The sequence below is a fragment of the Streptomyces sp. NPDC036822 genome (assembly GCF_055609145.1).
In genome coordinates, this window is the sequence record NZ_JBVJPY010000013.1 from 127,044 (window position 1) to 145,545 (window position 18,502).

Below are 18,502 nucleotides of genomic sequence, written 5' to 3' on the forward strand. Positions count from 1 at the left end.
CGGCCTGGGGACGACCAACTCTGCCTCGACTACGGGCCGGTGAGAGCGCACGCGGCGGCAGCGGAAGCGCCCGCCGTGTCTCAGGATGTGGCCAGGACGGGAGTGTCGAACGGGTCGTGGTGGATGCGATCCGGCGCTGTGCCGTGGTGGGTGAGCGACTGCCTGGCCGACGCGACCATGGCGGCCGGGCCGCTGAGGAAGACGTCGTGCTGGTACCACGGTCCGTACTCGGCCAGCACTTCCGGCAGAGACCCCCGGATCCCGGGGACGTACTCGTCGGACACCGCGCCCCTGACGGTCAGCCAGTGGTGCCGCTGAGCCATGCGCAGCATGTCGTCCACGCCGTACAACTCGGCACCGGTGCGAGCCCCGAGGAAGAGGTTCACCTGGTGCCGGCCGCCGCGCCGAGCGACCTCCTCGATGAGTGCACGGATGGGGGCGACGCCCGTGCCGCCGGCCACGAAGAGCAAGTCGCTGTGGACGGCGGCGTCCAGCACCATGTCGCCCATCGGTGCGCCGAGGTGGACCACGTCACCCACCGCGGCCCGGTGCACCAGTGCGTTGCTGACCGAGCCACCCGGCACCGCCCGTACGTGGAAGGTGAGGGTGCCGTCCGCGCGTGGCGCGTTGGCGGGGGAGTAGTGGCGCCATTGCTTGGGATGCCAGGGGGTCTCGATGCTCGCGTACTGACCGGCGGCGTGCTCGTACGGCACGTGGGGCTGAAGAGTGACCTCGGCGATGCCAGGTCCACGAGGGGCGCGGTGCACGATCGTGGCGGGCCAGACGGCGGGCCGTACCTCCGCGTCCTGCTCGGCGGCACTGATCATGACGTCGGCGACCACTCCGTACGCCTTGGTCCACGCGGCGGCGATGTCGTCGGTCCAGGCGGGGCCGGCGTAACGGGCCAGAGAGGCGAGGAGGCATTCGCCCACGGCGGGGAAATGCGCCCGGAGGGTGCCGTATTTACGGTGGTCACGCCCGAGGTGTCCGCAGAAGCGGACCAGGTTCTCCGGATCGTCCACCAGGTCGACGATGCGCAGCAGAGCACGCAACAGGCGGTCGCGCTGGGCGTCCATCCCCTGCGGGAACATCGGCCGTACCTCGGGATAGCGCGTGAAGAGGATCGCGTAGAAGTAGACCGTCATGTCCGCGGCGAGTGGCTCGACCACCGACACGGAGGCGCGTATGAGCGCCGTCTCGTGGGCGGACAGAGGCGCCTGGGTGACCTCTGGCCCCGCAGTCTGCGCGGCGGGGGTGGTCGCCGGCTCGTCCCGGTAGGGGTCTGCGGGCGTGGGGTCCGGGCGTCTGATCCGGAATCTCAAGGGGCCAGAGCTCCGGCGCCGGGTATGCGCGATGGTCGCGCCCGGGTGCACCGTTGCATGGACGCGTGGACGGAGCAGCGCCCGGGACGGACGCGGTGAGCGGCGACTTCACTGGCAGGCATAGGTCCTCGAGAGGGAAGCAAGGAAGCGGATTAGTCGGCTCCGGACGCTACCCGATCGAGTGGGTGACTCAGAAGTAGCCAAGGGGCGTGAAGGCCCGTGGGGTCGTCTGTCCGCGCGCGTCTGCCGGAGGTGGCGGGGTCGCCCACTCCTACCCGCTCGGACCGGACCTACTCGTGACTCCAGCTTCTGCGCTTCGGCTTCCGATCGCTCACCGCCTCGAAGCTCCAGGCCCCGGCGGGCAGGCGGATCGCCGTCGGCAGCCTCCGTTTCACTGGTGCGGTTCGGTGGGCTGCTTGTGGCGGTGGTAGTACCGGGCGACGCGAGCACGGTTGCCGCAGCGGTCGGGCGAGCACCAGCGGCGGCGCGGGTGGGCGGGAAGGAAGAGCATCACGCAGTCGTCGGCCTCGCACTGTCGGAGCTTCGCGATGTTCGAGTCGGCGAGGAGCTCGGCGGTGGCTTCGGCGAGTCGGGCGGCGAGTCGGAGGCCGAGCGGGCCGGTGCGACGGTATGGCGCCGTCACCCTCTCGCCATCCCAGACCGGTTCGCGTACGGCGGGCGCGGCCCGCTGCGCGTCGGTGAGGGCGCGCAGGTGGGCGGCAGAGGGCTCCTGTCCGTGGAGCACGGCCTGGACGGCGGCCTCGACGTGGGTCCGTACGGCATGAACGGCGGCGAGGTCGGTCTCCGTGGGCGCGTCGCCATCCGTTTCCTGACCGAGCCGGGCCTCCTGCAGAGCGAGCCAGAGGGCCAGTCTGTGCGGCGTGTCGAGCAGGTCGGTGGGGCCGTGGGCGCTCAGGGGGCGGGTGTTGACGAGGTCCAGGGCCAGTGGCTCGCCGGTCAGCGGTTCACTCTCACGCATACGGCTAACGGTACATGACCTGCTTGACACATTAGAACCCCATGGGGCAGTGTCTAATGCATAAACCTTCCAAGGAGGCATGTGAAATGACGGGTTCTGTTGCCCTCTCGCGGGTGTCGGTTCCGGCCCGCGTCACCCACCGCTCCGTCGAGGTCGACGGCGTGGAGGTCTTCTATCGGGAGTCGCTGCCGGAACGCCCCAACGCCCCGGTTCTGCTGCTCCTGCACGGTTTCCCGTCCGCCTCGCACCAGTTCCGGCGCCTGATCGACAGCCTGGGCATGCACTACCGGCTGATCGCCCCCGACTACCCCGGGTTCGGGCACACGCGCACCCCTGACGGTTTCACCTACTCCTTCGAGCGCCTGGCCGACATCGTCGAAGGCTTCACCCAGCGGCTCGGACTGACCCGCTACGCGATGTACCTCTTCGACTTCGGCGCCCCGGTCGGCTTCCGTCTGGCCCTGCGCCATCCCGAGCGGGTCACCGGCCTCATCGTGCAGAACGGCAACGCCTACACGGACGGCCTGTCCGACGCCGCCCGCGACTTCACCGCGCTCACCCCGGACACCCCCGGCGCCGAGAGCACGATCCTCGACCTGTTCACACTGGCGGCCACCCGAGGACAGTACGAAGGCGGTACCGCCGACCCCACGCTGGTCGCACCGGAAGGATGGCTGCTCGACCAGTACTTCCTCGACCAGCCCGGCCGTAAGGAGGCCCAACTCGGCCTTGCCTACGACTACAAGACCAACGTCGTCGCCTACCCCAACTGGCAGGCATGGCTGCGCGAACACCGCCCGCCCACCCTCATCACCTGGGGCACCGGCGACCCCTTCTTCACCCCACCCGGCGCCCGCGCCTACCTGCGCGACGTACCCGACGCCGAACTCCACCTCTTCCCCACGGGTCACTTCGCCCTGGAAGACCACCTCCCCGACATCGCCCCGCTCATCGCCGACTTCCTCGACCGCCTGGGGGAGTGAAGGGCTGACCGGAATCGCCGCTGCACGAACGGCCTTCGGTGGAGGGCAGGCGACGTCCGGTCCGGCCTGGTGCGGCCGCACCGGTGGGCAGGCCCGGCCCGCGGTCCCTTCGTCCGGGGCGGATCCCAGGCGGGCCGTGCGCGCTCCCGGCTCTCGGAACCCCAGCCGGCACATTCTCGGAAGCCTGTGCGGTTCCCGTGTGCCGCTGCCGGGTAAGGCGGCCTCGGACCGATGAGCGTGTAACGGGGGGCTCCATGGGGCGGACGGGCCGGACGTGGCTCTGGCGGACGGTCGGCGCGCTCGCCGTGCTGTGGCTCTTGGGATGCCTGGCCGTGATCTGGTTGCTGTTCGGCGCCCGCCTGGGTGCGCTGACGGGCATAGCCGGGCCGACGGGCACGTTCGTGGTCGCCGGCTGTCACGAGGGGGTGGAGGACACCGACGTCCACTGCCGGGGCACGTACACGCCGTCCTCCGCGTCTTCGTCCGCCGATGCGACGGCGGCGCGCCCGATACGGCTCCTCTCCGCCTCCGATGACTTCCTGCCGGGCACCCGGCGCGATGTCCGACTGGTCGGCGACGAGGTCTTCGAACCCTCACCGCTCGCCGCCGCCGAGTACGTCACCTTCACCGCTTGGACGGCCGCCACCCTCGGCCTGCCCGGCCACTGGCTGCTCACCTCCGCCCGCCGAGGACGCCTCCGCGACGGCGAGGGCTACGTCTTCGTCTGGCTCGCCTCCCTGGTCGGAGCCATCGCCCTCGGCATCCTCACCTTCCCGGTGGCTTGGCTCCTGGCGACGGTGCGTGGTTAGGTCGCGACGCCTGGGAGCCGGAGCAGTAGCGTGCCCTGACGCGTGCAGCGGGCGGAGGCCCCGGCTGGTCACCCTGCGGACGACGGTACGCGGGTGGTTTCTCTCCTTCACGGGGTGGGAGCACAGCGAGGCGAAGCGGCTCGTCGACGCTGGGTCGTTCCGGTCGTGCCGGTCGCGCTACACCGCGACAAAGAGGCCCCCTCGGTGCTCGCGAGCTTTGCAACTCCGAGCTACCGAGGGGGCCCTGGCTTCATGTGCCGGCACTGCGGCGATCACCTGATTCGACCGAGCAGGTGCACCGATCGGCAAGTGGAAGCCGTCCAGAGCCGACGTCCTGCCCTCAATCCAGGCAGAACTCGTTCCCTTCAGGGTCGGTCATCGCGATGATCCCCTCGTCGATGCCGTTGGGCTCGAGCCGGTACAACCGCTTCGCTCCCAGCCCCTCCAGCCTGTCGGCCTCCACCTCCAGAGCGGCCATCCGCTCGCTGCCGGTCAGACCGGGTGCCGCGCGCACATCCAAGTGCAAGCGGTTCTTCGCGGTCTTTCCCTCCGGGACCTTCTGAAAGAAGACCCGCGGCCCCTTGCCGTCCGGATCCGCGATGGCCGACCGGTCGTTGTGGTGCTCAGGCGGGACGCCCCACGCCGTCAGCGCAGCCGACCAGTCGGGGAACCCCTCGGGCGGCGGCTGGATGCGATAGCCCAGCGCCTGAGCCCAGAACGCCGCCTGCGCACCGGGGTCGGCGCAGTCGTAAGTCACCTGGAATTCCTTGGCCATGCTGCCTCCAACCGCTCGAACCTAACCTTGCCCCGCTTGCCCCGCGTGCGTTCCGGAGCACACTGCCATCCTCGCACCGCCCTCCGACAGAGGGCCTGCCAGTGTTGGTCATGGGTGTGTTCCTGGGGGTTGGGGTGGGTGGGTGTGTTGGGGGTGGTCTGGCGTACCGGGTGTGTGGTGGTTGGGGGTGTGTGGGGGTGTGGTGTGTGCGGTGGTTAGAAGCGGGTGGTGGTGTGGGTGGCTACGTTGTAGCCGAGGGTGAGGGCGGTGGTGTTGTCCCAGTCGAAGTGGACGCCGATGTATTTGCGGCTGTCGGCTTTTTCCTGGGCGGCGGCGGTGAGGGAGGTGAAGGTGCGGGTGATGCCCTTGGCGTAGGGGTCGTCGGTGCCGGCGGTGAAGGTGAGGTCGTCGCGGCCGAAGTGGTTTTTCAGTGCGCCGGCCCAGGCGGCGGCGATGCCGGAGTGGCCGGAGACGTAGGTGGGGAAGTTGGGGCTGAAGCTGTTGCCGGTGGTGTCTTTTTCGAGGGGTTGCCAGGTGGGGTCGGCGGTGAGGTCGGGGTTGGGGACCTGGTCGGCGTGGTTGATGGCGTGCTGGGGGCGCCAGAGGTCCCAGTCGGTGTTGAACTTGGAGTCCCAGATGGCGATGGCGGCGTCGGCGAGGGAGACGGACATTTTGGTGAAGAGTTTGGCGGAGTCGTAGGACTGGCCGTAGGGGCGGTATTTCTTGTAGATGGCGAGGGTGTGGTCGTACTGCTGGCCGACGGGCTTGTAGGTGCCGTCGACGTCGTTGGCCCAGTAGTGGGCGATCTGGGTCTGTTCGGGGGTGCGCTGGGTGGAGTTCTTGCCGCCGATGGCCTTGATTTCGTTGACCTGGGCGGCGTATTGGGGGCTCTTGAGCATGTCTTGGGGGGTGGTGAAGCCGGCGGGCTTGGCGGGGCGGAGCTGGGATCCGCTGGTGAGGGCGAAGGGCTTGACGTTGCCCCAGTTGGGGGCGCCGACGGGCTTGCCGGGGGCGGGTATCCAGTGGCCGGGGCCGGTGGTGGGGGTGTAGGGGGTGGTGTCGGTGGAGCCGTCGCCGGTGCGGTGGGCGATGATCGCCTGGGCGGTCTTGGTGCCGAGTTGCTGGCCGTACTGGCGGTCGGCGGGGGTGCCGCGGTCGGGCAGGGCGCGGGCGTTGTTGAACGCGGTGGTGAAGTCGACGGCGGGGAAGGCGTTCTTCAGTGCGGTGTAGGCGGCGTGGTCGACGGCGGAGTCGAGGGCTCCGTACTTGCCGGCGGCGGTGGTGTCCTTGGTGAGGTAGGGCTTGCCGATGGTGTTGATGGAGTTGACGGCGTCGTAGATGGCGATGTTCATCATCGCTCCGCCGCGGGTGAGGGGGCCCGGGGTGCCGCCGACCTTGCGGAAGGCGTCGAGGATGGCGTTGTTCCAGTACAGGACGCGGTCGGGGGTCGAGCGGGCTTCGGGGGTGTCGGTGTCCAGGGAGGCGGCGCCGGCGGGGGTGGTGGCCAGGGCGGCGGCGAGGACGAGGCCGGCGGCGGCGGTCTTGGCCAGGCGGCGGCGGCTCGGGTGTGTGGAGTGCATCAAGGGTCCTTGTCTGTCTGACGGCGGGCCGCCCCCGTTGTACGCGGTGTGCCCCTGGGGGTGTGCCGGGGGTGTCGGTCGCGTATCCCGGGCGCTGTGGGCGGGTGCCGGGTGGGCCGGGTGGGGGCGGGGGCCGGCGGCTGGTTGGCCGGCCGGCCCGGTGGTGATGACGTTAGGGCCGGGCGGGGCTTGTTCCTGATCACGTCTCAGATGGCTGATATACGGGAATCCGATACCGGCACGTCAACCGGTTGTAACGGGTGGGTGGGGATGAACCGTTAGAGGCCGGGGGGTGAGGAGACGGGGTGGCCGGCGGACGGGCCAGGGAGGGGGCGGGGCGGGGCTGGGCGGCTGGCGGGTGCGGCGCGGCGCTCTCGTGCACCAGGTACTCGCCGCGGGGCGTGGCCGTCCCGTGTCGCCGGGCGCGGGGCGGCACCGCCGGTGTCGGTATCTCCTGGCGGGAGGCATGGGGTATCCGGTCGTTGCCGGGTGCGGGAAACCGGGTGAACCGGCACGGGTCTTCGGCCCTCGATGGGAGCTGCCCGGCCGGCGCCGTCGGCCCCGGGTGCTCGGCCTTCGATGGGAGGTGCCCGGCCGGCGCCGTGAGTTCCAGGTCCTCGGCTGTCGGAGGTGCCCGGCCGGCGCCGTGAGTTCCAGGTCCGCGGTTGTCGACCGGTGCTGCCCGGCCGGTGCCGTCGGCCTCAGGTCCGCGGTTGTCGACCGGTGCTGGTCGGCTGGTGCCGGGAACTCGCAGTTCTCGGATGGCTTCGGGGGTCTTGCTTCCGTTCCTGGGTGTGCCGCCCGGCCGCCGGCTGGGGGGAGGGGGCGGTTGGGTGGTTGTCCGGCTCAGTGCCGGCGGCTTGGGGATCTCGTCTGGCAGGGGCTCCTGTCAGGGCATTTGACCGGCCGGCAGTCGGCCGGCAGTCGGCTGGCTGCAGGTCGGCATCCCGCCGGCCTTGCCGGTTGTGTCTTTCGTATGCCGGTGTGGCGACGCGCGCCCGGCCGGGTGCTCTGCGGTCGGGTGGGGGTGGGGGTGGGGTGGGGGTGGCGGGTTGCTCGTGCCGGGGTGGCGGGTGTGGCGGGCTGGGTGGTGTGTGAAGTTTTCGTTGCGTGATTGCCGGGTGTTCTTGTCCCGTTTGGGGGCGGGCTGTGGTTCCTGGGGGCGGTCTCGGTGCTCCGCGCCGTCAGGGCTCTTTGGCCTGCGTGTCCGGTTGTGCGGTCCTGCGCTCGTCCTGGTGCCCTGGTGTCGTCCTGCCCTGCTGTCCTGGTGCCCCGGCGTTGTCCTGATGCGGGGTCTGGGGGTGCTGGGTGCTTGGGGTTTGCTCTGGTGGTGTTCGGGTCCTGGCTGCGGCGGGGGTGTGCGGGCGGGTGGCGGGGCTTGGGGTGTGTCCGCGGCTGGTCGGGGGGCCGCCGGGGTCGGCCTGGCGGTGTGAACGGCAGTGGGGGCAGGGGGGGGCTGAGGTGGGGCAGGGCTGCCGCCGGGGGAAGGGTGATGGTCTGCGGCGGCCGGGCGGGGTGGGCTGGATGCGGGGTGGGGCGGCCGTGCCGGCCTGGGCGGGGCGTGTCGTGGGCACGGCTGCCGTGCTGGGCGGGGGTGGCTGTCGTGGTGGGTCCGCGGCCGGTGGTGGTGGCGTGCCGGCCGTGGGTGGTGGCGGTGTGTGCCCGCGGCCGGCGCTGACGGCGGTCGGCCGGCGGGCGGGCGGGGCCTGGTGGGGCTGGCGTTGCCGTGTCGGGCCTGGCGGGGCTGCCGGTGGGCCGGGACCGGGGCCGGGGGCTGGGGGTGGGGGGTCAGGGGCGTGGGTGCGGGGTGGGGGTGCGGTGGCGGTTGTAGTGGCGGGCGGCGCGGGCGCGGTTGCCGCAGCCGGGTGAGCACCATTCACGGCGGGGTGGGGTGCGTTCGAAGTACAGGACGCAGCCGGGGGCGAGGCAGGGTTTGACGGTGAGGGTGGGGGAGGTGATCAGGCGGACGGTCTCGTGGGCGAGTTCGGCCTGCAGTTCCAGGAGCGGACCGCACGCGCCGGTGGGTACGGCGTGGGGCCGGCCGTCGTTTTCCCAGACCAGGACGGGCCAGGAACGGCCCAGTCCGCCGGCCCGGTTGACCTGGGCGATGTCCCGCGTATCGGGGGCCTGGCCCAGGGTCTGTGCCTCGATCAGGCGGCGGGCGGCGTCGCGCAGCTGCTGGAAGCACATCACGTCCGAGGGGCCGATCCTCGCCAGGTGTTCCTCGCTCAGAGCTGTCGCGAACCGTTCGCGACACGCCCACAGCCACCATGCCAGTTCCCGGGTGCCGGCCAGCCCGTCACGCAGGCAGCCGCGTACGGCGTAGTGGGTGTTGACGAACTCCAGGGCCAGCGGCTCGCCCAGCAGCGGCGGTCCTTCGGCGGGCGGGTGAGGGGCGAGGGGAGCGTGGGGGGACATCCAGGTTCCTTCGACGTCGTTGATGCGGGGACGACTTGCCGATCGACGCGACGGCATGCCAGGATCCCATGACTAACGGGGGTATCCGCAGCGATGCGTTAGGGCAGCGCTTAGCGGCAGGGTACGGCGTGCTGGTGCTCGGGGGCGAGTGGCAGGAGAACCGGCACGGCCCGGAGGAGCGTTCTCGCAGAACAGACCGGCGAACTGCGCCCAGGGCGGCTGCATCAGCCGCCCGCGGCGCGTTTTGGACGCAAGATCTCTCACTCTTGGGGACAGCAATGGTATTGGATCTCGCATTTAACCACCTGCGGACATTCAGAGAAGTCGCCCAGCAGGGCAACGTCTCGAAAGCGGCCCGTAACCTCGGATATGCCCAGTCGAGCGTCACGAGCCACATCAAAGCACTGGAAACGAAACTCGGTTACCCATTGTTCCGCCGGCTTCCGCACGGCGTCCGTCTCACCCCGCACGGTGAGATCGTCAAAGAATACACCGAACGTATTTTCCAGACCGTGAACGAACTGTCCGGGGCGCTGCACCCGGGCGCCGAGGCCGAGGGCCGGGTACCGCTGGGGGCGGACCCGCTGCTCATGGAACAGCGCGTGGGCCACCTCATCCGCGAAACCCGCTACCGCTACCCCAAAGTCCAGGTCTCCCCGCGCGCCACCAGCGTCCTGAACGTCGCCGAGGCCGTCCTGCGCGGCGAACTGCCCCTGGCTTTGGTGGCGCTGGAGGAAGGCGCGCCGCCCCTGCCGGCGGAGGTGACCGCCGAGAAGCTGCCCTCCCTGCCGCTGGTACCGGTCGGCTCCCCTTCCCTGGCGGCCGCCGGCGACCTCGCCCGCGCCCTGCGCAGCGTCCGCGTGCTGACCATCAACGCCGAATGCACCTGCCACCTGCCGCTGCTCGCCGCCCTGCGCAGCCGCTACGGCATCGACGCACCGGTCATCGAGGCCGGCTCGGTCGGCGGCGTACGCGAACTGGCCCGCTCCGGCTACGGCGTGGCGATGCTGCCGCCCGAACCCTCCCTGGCCGCCCAGCACTTGGCCGTCATCCCGACCCTGCCCTCCTGCGAACTGGACGTACGGGTCCTCTACGCCCAGCCCGAACACCTCAGCCGCGCCGCCCGCTCGGTCCTGGAACTCATGCGCCGCCTGCCGTTACCCGCGGCCGGCACCGACCGCATCGCCGCCGTCACCTCCCTCAGCGTCCTCAACAACCACCCGGCAGACGGCCGCCCCCTGCGCCAGATCGCCTCATAACCACACCCCGGCCCCCACCCCGCCGCCACGCCCGCGAACCCGGCTGCCCGGGCAGCGCTGTTGGCCTTCAGGCCCCGGCTTCCGGTCCGCCGGCCGGGGCCGCCTCCCGGCCCCTCCGATGCGCGGGCCCCGGACGCCCGGACAAGCACCCGGCCTACGGCAGGCCCGGGCCTTCGGCCAGGCGCCCGCGGGGCAGCCGGCCCGCCTGCGGTAGCCGCGCTTGCGTGCGCCGCGCCTCATCAGCCGCCCGGCCGGGGCCCTTCGGGTCTCCGGGCCTGTCGGGCCTGCGGTATTCGGGGCGGCCGGCTGTCTGCGGTACGCGGGGCAACGTGACGGCCTTGGGGCGGGGCTTTCGAAGCAGCCGGCACCCGGCCGCCGGCACCCGGGCAGCTCGGCCCGGCCCGCGGTGCGCGGGGCACCGGACGGGCTCGGCTGGGGTCCTGCGGGTAGCTGTGCCTGCCTTTTCCCGCCCCGCCGGTAGCCGGGCAGCCGGCCGGTAGCCTGCGGCTCCGGACCTGCGGCGTCCGGCACCGGCCACCGGCACGGAGACTTCGGTTGCCGGAGTCGCGGGCGCGCCGGGTCAACCAGCCTTCTGGACCGGCGACTTCGGTGCTTCGCGAGGGTGGGGTGCCCTGCCGGCCGGTGCCAGGGCCGCGGGCCTGCTCGCCTGGGTTTCTTGGGGCAAGCCCTGTTTCTTGTCCCCGGCCGCGGGCTGGTCCAGGCGGCCGGCCGGCTGCGTTGCGGCCTTGGGCCTGCGGCATCCGGCACGGGCCGCCGGGCACACCCCCTCCGGTATCCCCAGCTTGCGGGTTACCGGGTCCACCAGCCTTCAGGCCAGGGGGGTATCCGGGCAGCCCGGGCTTCGCCAGCCGGGCAGAGGCCGTCCGCGCCGCCCGCTTGTCGGGTAACCGGCCGGCCGGCCTGCGTTTTTCGGCTCGCCCTGCCTCTGTATCCCGTGCCCTGCCGGGGGCCGGGCACCCTCCCGGCAGGGCAGGACCTCCGGCAGCCGGCCAACCCGCCGCCCTGCCCGCGGCCTTCGGCTCCGGCGGGTGGCTCCTCGTACCGTGTGCGGGGGGGCTACTCGTACCGCGCGGGCGGCGGGTCCTTGCGCGGCCGGCATCGGTACCCGGCAGCTGCGCGGCGCGCCGTCTGCGCGGGCACGACCGCACGGCGTGCCCTCTGCACGGCGTGTCCGCGGTACAGGCCCGCCGGGAGCGGCCCCTGGTCCCGCCCCGCCCCGGGGGGCCGGGGGTGGCGCGTGGCGGGCCGGGTCGTGCCGTCCGGTACGGCAAGGGGTCCTGGCCGCCGGGCGTGGGGGGCCGGGGCCGCCCGGGCCCTAAAGGGCGGGTACGTCCTCAGCCCCGGCCAGAAAGAGGGGGCGGGAATCGCGGCCAGGGCGTGGTCCCGGTTTTTCGGTATCGCCGATTTCCACGCACAGGCCCGTGTCTCTTTGTGCTGCGGTGCGAATAGTCTGTCAAGTCCCGCCGGGGGTCCATCTGTTACCCCGATATCTCCTATCGGAAACATTCGAATCGAATTGATTTGCTGCTCATAGCCTTTCAGTGCGGCCGGATTTCAGCCGTGTCGAAGGAGAGCGTGAGGGAGATCATGGATAACGTCCTCTACGTCCAGAACGTGTTCCGCAGCGGGTTCGACCTGAACGAGCTGGAGTGGACCACCTGGAGCGAGCCGGGCCGAGTGAGCGTGGAGCACGCCGTTCTGTGGGCCCCGGACCAGGAGAAGAACGAAGACTCCGTCGGTCTGCTGCTGCGCTTCCCGCCCGGTGCCCACGGTGACTTCCACGAGCACCTGGGCTACGAGCTGATGCTCGTACTTGACGGAGTACTCGACCACAGTGACGGCCCCTCCTACGTCAAGGGCGACCTGATCGTCGAGGGCCCCGGGACCGAGCACCAGATGTCCAGCCGTACCGGCTGCACCGTACTGGCGATCCGTACCAGGCCGGCCGAGGCCCGGGTGCCGGGCAGGGAGATCCGCCCCGTCGGCGTGAGCGCCGCCGTGTGACCGGAAGGTGACGGGGCCGCGCGATGCCATGCCCTGACTGGCCGGCCCCGTCCCTTCCTCTCCTTCCCGTCCGCGTCCACGCCACCGGAAAGAACACCATGTCTGTGCCCGCACCCTCCCCGACGGCCACGCCGGCCCGCTCCGGCTCCCGGCGCGTCCTGGTCTCCAGCGTCTCCTCCGACTCCCACACCTGGAACCTCGTCTTCCTCCAGCTGCTCCTGGAAGACCTCGGCCACCAGGTCACCAACATCGGCGCCTGCGTGCCCGACGAGCTGCTGATCGCCGAGTGCCGCCGTCTGCGGCCGGACATGGTCGTCGTCTCCAGCGTCAACGGACACGGGGCGCTGGACGGCAGCCGTCTGATCAGGCGCCTGCGGGAAGAGCCCGACCTCAGCGACCTGAAGGTCGTCATCGGAGGAAAGCTCGGCATCCGCGGTGCCGAGGGCGAGTCCCACAGCGCCGCGTTGGTGGAGGCCGGTTTCGACGCCGTCTTCGAAGACGCCGCCGGCATCGCACCCTTCCGCCACTACCTCGCCGGCGCCGCCATCCTCGAAGGAGCTGGTGCGCGGTGAACCCGCAGCCCCCCACCCCCGCCCTGCCGCTGCCGTCCCCGGCCGGAACGCCGCGGCCCGCCGCCGCCGGTGTGCCGTCGTCCGCTCCGGCGCCGCCTGCCGGCCGTGGGGCGCCGCCTGCCGGCCCTCTGGTGCCGTCGTCGGCTCCGGCGCCGCTGGGTGCGTTCGCCTCCGCGGTGGGCCGGGCACGCCGGGACGGTGTCCTGGTGGTCCAGCCCCGGATGGGCATGCCCACCGTTCAGGAGATGGGCCAAGGGCTCGCCGCGGTCCGCCAGGCCCGGGCCCGGGTCGTGGGCACCATCACCCTGGACAGCTACACCCGTGTGGGGGACCACGCCTCGGCCCGCCGCGCCCTGGCCGGCGGCGCCGACCTCAACGGCTTCCCGATCGTCGCCCACGGCCCGGCGGTGACACGGGAACTCCTGCGCACCTACGCCCCGCCCGGTGACGGCTTCGCCGTCCAGATCCGCCACGGATCGGCCCGGCCCTACGACATCATCCGAACACTCCTGGACGCGGGCCTGGACGCCACCGAGGGCGGCCCCGTCTCCTACTGCCTGCCCTACAGCCGTACCCCGCTGGCCGAGTCGGTCGACAACTGGGCCCGCAGCTGCGACCTGCTGGCCTCCCGCCCGGGAAGCCATCTGGAAAGCTTCGGCGGCTGCATGCTCGGCCAGCTGTGCCCCCCGAGCCTGCTGGTGGCCCTGTCGGTCCTGGAATGCGTCTTCTTCCGCCAGCGCGGACTGAGCAGCGTCTCCCTCAGCTACGCCCAGCAGACCAGCCGCGCCCAGGACATCGAGGCCCTGCACGCGCTGCGGACGCTGGCCGGCGAACACCTTCACGGCATCGACTGGCACGTCGTCCTCTACAGCTACATGGGAGTCTTCCCGCGCACCGTGGAGGGCGCGCTGGAACTGCTGCGCGACAGCGCCCGGCTGGCCGCGGTCACCGGCACCGAGCGGATGATCGTCAAGACACCGGCCGAGGCCCACCGCATCCCCACGATCGCCGACAACATCACCGCCCTTCAGGAAGCCGCCCACGCCGCGCACACCGCGCCGCCGGCCGGCCCGCCCGACGGCGAGTTCGGTGTCCTGGCCGAAGCCCGCGCCCTGGTGGAGGCCGTCCTGGAGCTGCATCCCGATGCCGGGCAGGCCCTGGTGAAGGCGTTCGCCCGCGGTGTCCTGGACGTGCCGTACTGCCTGCACGCCGACAACGCCCAGCGGGCCCGCAGCTTCATCGACGCCCGCGGCAGCCTGCAGTGGCTGCGGGCCGGGGCCATGCCCGTCACCGTCGCCCGCAACGCAGGCGGCCCCTCGAGCCTGCGCGCGGAGGACCTGCTCCACATGCTCGGCCACGTCCAGAACACCTACGACCAGGCCGCCCTGACCACCACCACCGCCCGGGCGCTCTGACCCCGCCCCACCCCGCCCGGGCCCTGTGAAGCAACGCCGCACACCCGCCGACTCTCCAGCCCACCCCCGCCCGGGATGAACCCTGAAGGACGCGGCGCGCCCGCGCCAGGTGAACCCGCCTCCCGTGCCGGCGGCCGGCCCCACCGCGGGCAGGCCCCCACCGCGCCGCCCCCCTCCAGACCGACGGGGCGCCCTACGTACGGCCCGCACCGCCGGCCCCCGGCATGCGAGGGGTGCCCCGGCCCGGCTGCCCGCCTTCGCGCACCGCCCGCGCCCCGCCCCTACGACCTGCCCGACCCGCCCCACCCGTACGACCAGCTCCGCCCGTACGACCTGCCCGACCAGCTCCGCCCGAACGACCTGTTCGACCTGTCTGACCTGTTTGTTGTGCCTGTTGTGCCTGTTGTGACGTGACATCGCGGTGCTGCGCAGTCGCAGTGCCCGCCTGCCCGGTGCCGTGTGCCCGGCCCGTTCGAATCCGCGACCTCAAGGACTGCCTGTGCTCTCCAGCCCCGCCCCCCTCGACATCGCCGTCATCGGCAGCGGCCCCCGCGGCCTGTCCGTCCTCGAGCGCCTGGCCTGCCGCCTCGTCCAGGAGCGCGGGGACGAGCGCCGGGTGCGTATCCATCTCATCGACAACACCGAGATAGGCGCGGGCCGGGTCTGGCGCACCGACCAGGATCCGTGGTTCACGATGAACACCGTCGTCAGCCAGATCACGATGTACTCCGGCGACAGTGACGGCGGCCCGGCCCGGCCGGGCGCCGGCCCGTCGCTGGGCCAGTGGCTGGCGGCCACCGCCGCCCCGGGACAGGTACCGCCCGGGCCCAACGACTACGCCACCCGCGCGCAGTACGGCCACTACCTCAAGGCCGTCTACCACTCCATCGTGGCGGCGCTGCCCGCGGGCGTGGAACTCATCGCCCGCAAGGCGGCCGTGACCTCCCTGCGCCCGCAGCCCGACGGCACCTTCCTGCTGGAACTGGACGGCGACGCCGGAAGGCTCGCGGTGGACCGCGTGGCGCTGACGACGGGACACCCGCGCAACGCCGCCGACTCCTTCGACGCCACCATGGAACACTTCGCCGCCCGCCACCACGGCGTGCACTACCTGCGCGGCGACTCGGCCGCGGACATGCCGCTGGGGGAGGAGACCATTCCCGCGGGCAGCACCGTCGCCATCCGCGGACTGGGCCTGTCCTTCTACGACGTGATGCTCTCGCTGACCGTGGGCCGCGGCGGGGTGTTCAAGGCGGCCGCCGACGGCACCTACGCGTACGTGCCCTCCGGCCGCGAGCCCCACATCGTGGCCGGCTCCCGCAGCGGGCTGCCGATCCCCGCGCGGGGCCGTAACCAGAAGCCGGCCGACCACAGCCACCGGCCGCTCTTCCTCACCTCCGCGGCCCTCACCGCCGCCCGCGCCGCCCGCGCGGCCACCACCGGCAGCAGCCAGCTCGACTTCGCCGAGGACGTCCTGCCCCTGCTGCTGTCCGAAGTGGCCTACGTCTACTACACCACCGCCCACCGCACCCGCCTCACCCCCGCCGGTGACGGCGCCGGTGAGGGTGAGGTGTTCGCCCGGGCGCTGGCCGACGTGCTGCACCGCGGGCACGATGTCGGCGGCCTGCTGCGCGAGGCGGGGCTGGGGGACCTGGAGCCGCTGGACCTCAAGCGCCTGGCCCGCCCCTTCGAGGGGGCCCGGTTCACCGGCCCGGACCACTTCCGCCGCGTCCTGCTCCAGGTCATGCGCCACGACCTCGACCAGGCCGCGCTCGGCAACTTCGACGGCCCCCTCAAGGCCGCCCTCGACGTCCTGCGCGACATCCGCAACACCGTCCGCGAAGCCGTCGACTTCGCCGGCCTGCTGCCCGCCTCCCACACCGGCGACTTCGAGCGGGGATTCCTGCCGATGAACGCCCTGCTGTCGGCCGGCCCGCCGCTGGAGAGGGTCGAGCAGCTCTACGCCCTGATCGCCCAGGGCGTCGTCGAGGTCGCCGGACCGGGCACCGTGTTCACCCCCGACCACGAGCGCGCGGCGTTCTCGGTGTCCTCCGCGCAGGTCACCGGCTCCGGCCGCCTGGCCACCGTCCTCATCGACGCCCGCATCCCCACCCCGGACCTGCACCGCGACACCTCGGTGCTGACCCGCCAGCTCGTGAGCGAGGGCCTGGTGCGCTCCTTCACCATCCACGGCCCCGACAGCACCTACGAGACCGGCGGCCTGGACGTCACCCCCGCCCCCTTCCACGTCCGCGACACCCACGGCACCCCCCGGCCCGGCCTGTTCGCCCTCGGCATCCCCACCGAACACACCCGCTGGTTCACCCAGGTCGGCTCCAGCCGCCCCGGCACCGGCCGCACCCTGTTCTACCGGGACGCCGACGCACTCGCCCTCGCCCTGCTCGACCCCACCACCACCCCGCGGCCCCTCGCCACCGCCGGCCAGGCACGGAGCACCTCATGACCTACCCCCCGGCCACCACCACCACCACCGCCACCACCACTGCCGGCCCGGCACCCACCACCACCGGCCCGGCCGCTCCTGCCGCCCCGGCCACTGGTGCTGGTGTCGAGTCGCCCGCCACCGCGGCCTTCCGCCACGCCCGCGACACGCTCCTGGCACACCGCGAGGACCTCGACGCCGCCCACGCCGCGTTCCGCTGGCCCGAACTGACCCAGTTCAACTGGGCGCTGGACTGGTTCGACGTCATCGCCCGCGACAACCCGCGCCCCGCCCTGCACCTGATCGGCCCCGGCGGCCCGCAGAGCGACCGGATCCTCACCTACGCGCAGCTCGCCGCCCGCTCCGACCAGGTCGCCGCCTGGCTGCGCGAGCAGGGCGTACGCCGCGGCGAGGCGGTCCTGCTGGCCCTGTCCAACCGCGAAGCGGTCTGGGAGACGATGCTCGCCGCCATCAAACTCGGCGCCGTCGTCATCCCCACCTACACCACCGCCACCCCGGCCGAACTCGCCGACCGCATCACCCGCGGACAGGTCCGCCACGTGGTGGCCGAAGCCGCCGTCACCGGCCGCTTCACCCCGGACGGCCGATGGACCGCCATCAGCGTCGGCGGCGCCGTCGAGGGCTGGCTCGACTACGACGACTCCCACCACACCCCCGCCCGCTTCACCCCCGACGGCCCCACCGACGCCGACGCCCCGCTGTTCCGCTACTTCACCTCCGGCACCACCTCCGCGCCCAAGATGGTCGAACACACCCACACCAGCTACCCCGTCGGCCACCTGTCGGGCATGTACTGGAACGGTGTCACCCCGGGCGACCTGCACCTCAACATCTCCCTGCCGGGCTGGGCCAAGCACGCCTGGAGCTCGTTCTTCGTCCCCTTCAACGCCGAGGCCACCGTCCTCGCCCTGCCCGCCCAGGACGCCACCGCACCGCGGATCCTCGACGTGCTGCGCACCCGCCGGCCCACCACGTTCTGCGCACCGCCCACCGTCTGGCGGGGCCTGCTGGCCGCCGGCCTCGGCTCCGCCCCGCCCGGGCTGCGCGAAGCGGTCTCGGCGGGCGAACCGCTGGACGCCGAGCTGATCGGGACGGTCCGCGAACGCTGGGGGATCGAACTGCGCGACGGCTTCGGCCAGACCGAGACCACCGCACAGATCGGGACCACCCCCGGCGCCCGGGCCGTCCCCGGCCGCATGGGCCGCCCGCTGCCCGGCTACCGCGTCGTCCTCCTCGACCCCGACACCGGCCGGCCCGTGCCCGACGGCCGGCCCGGCGAGCTGTGCCTGGACCTGGCCGGCCACCGCCCGGCAGGAGTGATGCGCGGCTACAGCGGCGATCCGCAGCGCACCGCCCGCGCGTTCGCCGGCGGCCTGTACCGCACCGGCGACCTCGCCATGCGCCACGAGGACGGCAGCCTGTCCTACCTCAGCCGCGCCGACGACATGTTCAAGTCCTTCGACCACCGCATCTCCCCGCTCGAGCTGGAGCAGGTCCTGCTGCGCCAGCCGGCCGTCGCCGACGCCGCTGTGGTACCGGTGCCCGACCCGGTGGGCATGTGGGTGCCCAAGGCATACGTGGTGCCCGCAGCGGGCTTCGACCCCGGCCCGCTGACCGCCGAGCTCCTCCTGGAGGCCGCCGACGCCGAGCTGCCGCCGGAAAAACGGGTACGGGTGCTCGAATTCGCCTCCGCACTGCCCCGCACCGCCTCCGGCAAGGTACGCCGGGCCGCGCTCAAGGAGCAGCAACCCGGGCAGGAGTTCACCGCCGCACCCCTGGCCTGAACCGCGCGCAGGAGCAAGGGCGGGCACCGGCCCCCAAAAGGCCGGTGCCCGCCCTCCCATGCCACCGGCCGCCCGCCCGTCGGACCGGCGTACCCGGACCGGTGTACGGGACCGGTG

Annotated in this window: 13 protein-coding genes and 1 pseudogene; 9 read left to right on the forward strand and 5 right to left on the reverse strand. The window is 72.4% G+C overall.

Going from position 1 to position 18,502, the window contains the following annotated elements; translation table 11 throughout:
• Nucleotides 1–80: 80 nt before the first annotated feature.
• Nucleotides 81–1,322: a globin domain-containing protein gene (locus ACZ68P_RS26570; RefSeq protein ID WP_471010375.1), complete on the reverse strand. Its 1,242-nt coding sequence runs from the start codon at nt 1,320–1,322 to the stop codon at nt 81–83.
• 391 nt (nt 1,323–1,713) lie between these two features.
• On the reverse strand, nt 1,714–2,301 hold the full coding sequence (locus ACZ68P_RS26575; RefSeq protein ID WP_471010376.1) for a CGNR zinc finger domain-containing protein: 588 nt from the start codon (nt 2,299–2,301) through the stop codon (nt 1,714–1,716).
• 86 nt (nt 2,302–2,387) lie between these two features.
• Between ACZ68P_RS26575 and ACZ68P_RS26580 the strand changes: the two genes are divergently transcribed.
• Together ACZ68P_RS26580 and ACZ68P_RS26585 are read left to right on the forward strand one after the other, a co-directional pair.
• Nucleotides 2,388–3,284, forward strand: a complete 897-nt coding sequence (locus tag ACZ68P_RS26580; RefSeq protein ID WP_471010379.1) for an alpha/beta fold hydrolase — start codon at nt 2,388–2,390, stop codon at nt 3,282–3,284.
• A gap of 254 nt (nt 3,285–3,538) precedes the next feature.
• Entirely contained in the window at nt 3,539–4,093 is a 555-nt protein-coding gene (locus tag ACZ68P_RS26585; RefSeq protein ID WP_471010382.1) for a hypothetical protein, read from the forward strand.
• Between the two features lie 340 nt (nt 4,094–4,433).
• On the opposite strand, the gene ACZ68P_RS26590 is transcribed toward ACZ68P_RS26585, so the two are convergent.
• From ACZ68P_RS26590 to ACZ68P_RS26600, 3 genes are all read right to left on the reverse strand, one after another.
• Nucleotides 4,434–4,868 (reverse strand): VOC family protein, encoded by a 435-nt coding sequence (locus ACZ68P_RS26590; protein ID WP_471010385.1) that lies wholly within the window; start codon nt 4,866–4,868, stop codon nt 4,434–4,436.
• Between the two features lie 215 nt (nt 4,869–5,083).
• The gene (locus tag ACZ68P_RS26595; RefSeq protein ID WP_471010387.1) at nt 5,084–6,448 is read right to left on the reverse strand and encodes a vanadium-dependent haloperoxidase; all 1,365 of its coding nucleotides are present in this window, start codon (nt 6,446–6,448) and stop codon (nt 5,084–5,086) included.
• Between the two features lie 1,788 nt (nt 6,449–8,236).
• A complete protein-coding gene (locus tag ACZ68P_RS26600; RefSeq protein WP_471010389.1) occupies nt 8,237–8,866 on the reverse strand; it encodes a CGNR zinc finger domain-containing protein in 630 nt (209 codons plus the stop codon).
• Nucleotides 8,867–9,144: 278 nt separating this feature from the next.
• Between ACZ68P_RS26600 and ACZ68P_RS26605 the strand changes: the two are divergent.
• From ACZ68P_RS26605 to ACZ68P_RS26635, 7 genes and pseudogenes are all read left to right on the forward strand, one after another.
• Nucleotides 9,145–9,330 (forward strand): annotated as a pseudogene (locus ACZ68P_RS26605) (LysR family transcriptional regulator); the annotation flags it as partial.
• 48 nt (nt 9,331–9,378) lie between these two features.
• Entirely contained in the window at nt 9,379–10,125 is a 747-nt protein-coding gene (locus tag ACZ68P_RS26610) for a substrate-binding domain-containing protein (RefSeq protein WP_471010557.1), read from the forward strand.
• Nucleotides 10,126–11,733: 1,608 nt separating this feature from the next.
• Nucleotides 11,734–12,150: a cupin domain-containing protein gene (locus ACZ68P_RS26615; protein ID WP_365720238.1), complete on the forward strand. Its 417-nt coding sequence runs from the start codon at nt 11,734–11,736 to the stop codon at nt 12,148–12,150.
• Between the two features lie 98 nt (nt 12,151–12,248).
• The gene (locus ACZ68P_RS26620) at nt 12,249–12,722 is read left to right on the forward strand and encodes a cobalamin B12-binding domain-containing protein (RefSeq protein WP_471010392.1); all 474 of its coding nucleotides are present in this window, start codon (nt 12,249–12,251) and stop codon (nt 12,720–12,722) included.
• Nucleotides 12,723–12,853: 131 nt separating this feature from the next.
• Nucleotides 12,854–14,137, forward strand: a complete 1,284-nt coding sequence (locus ACZ68P_RS26625; protein WP_471010559.1) for a methylaspartate mutase — start codon at nt 12,854–12,856, stop codon at nt 14,135–14,137.
• A gap of 499 nt (nt 14,138–14,636) precedes the next feature.
• Nucleotides 14,637–16,601 (forward strand): FAD/NAD(P)-binding protein, encoded by a 1,965-nt coding sequence (locus ACZ68P_RS26630; protein ID WP_471010394.1) that lies wholly within the window; start codon nt 14,637–14,639, stop codon nt 16,599–16,601.
• The gene (locus ACZ68P_RS26635) at nt 16,598–18,385 is read left to right on the forward strand and encodes an AMP-binding protein (protein WP_471010397.1); all 1,788 of its coding nucleotides are present in this window, start codon (nt 16,598–16,600) and stop codon (nt 18,383–18,385) included. The genes ACZ68P_RS26630 and ACZ68P_RS26635 overlap by 4 nt, the downstream gene beginning before the upstream one ends.
• The last annotated feature ends 117 nt before the right edge of the window (nt 18,386–18,502 follow it).

Excerpts from the sequence above, each read along its gene's own strand:
- ACZ68P_RS26575 (WP_471010376.1), bottom strand. The coding sequence starts at position 2,301 with ATGCGTGAGAGTGAACCGCTGACCGGCGAGCCACTGGCCCTGGACCTC.
- ACZ68P_RS26580 (WP_471010379.1), top strand. The coding sequence starts at position 2,388 with ATGACGGGTTCTGTTGCCCTCTCGCGGGTGTCGGTTCCGGCCCGCGTC.
- ACZ68P_RS26585 (WP_471010382.1), top strand. The coding sequence starts at position 3,539 with ATGGGGCGGACGGGCCGGACGTGGCTCTGGCGGACGGTCGGCGCGCTC.
- ACZ68P_RS26590 (WP_471010385.1), bottom strand. The coding sequence starts at position 4,868 with ATGGCCAAGGAATTCCAGGTGACTTACGACTGCGCCGACCCCGGTGCG.
- ACZ68P_RS26595 (WP_471010387.1), bottom strand. The coding sequence starts at position 6,448 with ATGCACTCCACACACCCGAGCCGCCGCCGCCTGGCCAAGACCGCCGCC.
- ACZ68P_RS26600 (WP_471010389.1), bottom strand. The coding sequence starts at position 8,866 with ATGTCCCCCCACGCTCCCCTCGCCCCTCACCCGCCCGCCGAAGGACCG.
- ACZ68P_RS26615 (WP_365720238.1), top strand. The coding sequence starts at position 11,734 with ATGGATAACGTCCTCTACGTCCAGAACGTGTTCCGCAGCGGGTTCGAC.
- ACZ68P_RS26620 (WP_471010392.1), top strand. The coding sequence starts at position 12,249 with ATGTCTGTGCCCGCACCCTCCCCGACGGCCACGCCGGCCCGCTCCGGC.
- ACZ68P_RS26635 (WP_471010397.1), top strand. The coding sequence starts at position 16,598 with ATGACCTACCCCCCGGCCACCACCACCACCACCGCCACCACCACTGCC.